At 50.1% G+C, this 527-nt stretch carries 1 protein-coding gene; it reads left to right on the top strand.

Annotation, left to right across the window (positions count from 1 at the left end; translation table 11 throughout):
- Window positions 1-444, top strand: a 444-nt coding sequence (locus ACFI6J_RS21580) for a group II intron maturase-specific domain-containing protein (RefSeq protein WP_462586407.1), incomplete at its 5' end; no start/stop codon positions are given.
- Window positions 445-527 lie beyond the last annotated feature (83 nt).

The raw sequence follows: 527 nt of genomic DNA, 5'->3' as shown, positions 1-527 counted from the left end.
GGCGTTGAAATCGGGACGAAACATACCCGCATCCAGCCCAAGAAACTCACCGCGTTTAAGGCGAAGCTCAAGCAGATGACGAAACGCAATGGCGGAATGCCGCTGCAATCAGTTATCAATGCACTAAACCCACTGCTAAGAGGGTTCAGTTATTACTTCAAGATAGCCAATGCGAGCAGGGTATTTAAGCAACTCGCGAGCTGGCTAAGACGGCGCTTGCGCAGCATCCAACTTAAGTTATGGAAGAAGGCGAGCCGCCTCCATCGCTGGCTAAGACAGCATGGTTATAAAGGCAAGTTCGCTCACATCAACATGACGAGCTGGTGCAGTGCACGCAGTCCCTTAGCAAGCTACGCGATGCCAAACAGTTGGTTCGATGAACTTGGGCTAATGAACTTGGAGAATGTTGAAACGGGATATGTGTTTAGCAATTACGCTAAATAACTATGTACATGAGCCGTATACGAGGCCCGTATGTACGGTTCTGTGAGAGGGATGAGGCGGTGACGCCTCACCCTACTCGATGT

The organism is Alteromonas sp. G4i13 (genome assembly GCF_054960505.1).
This window is presented reverse-complemented; position numbering and strand designations above follow the sequence as displayed.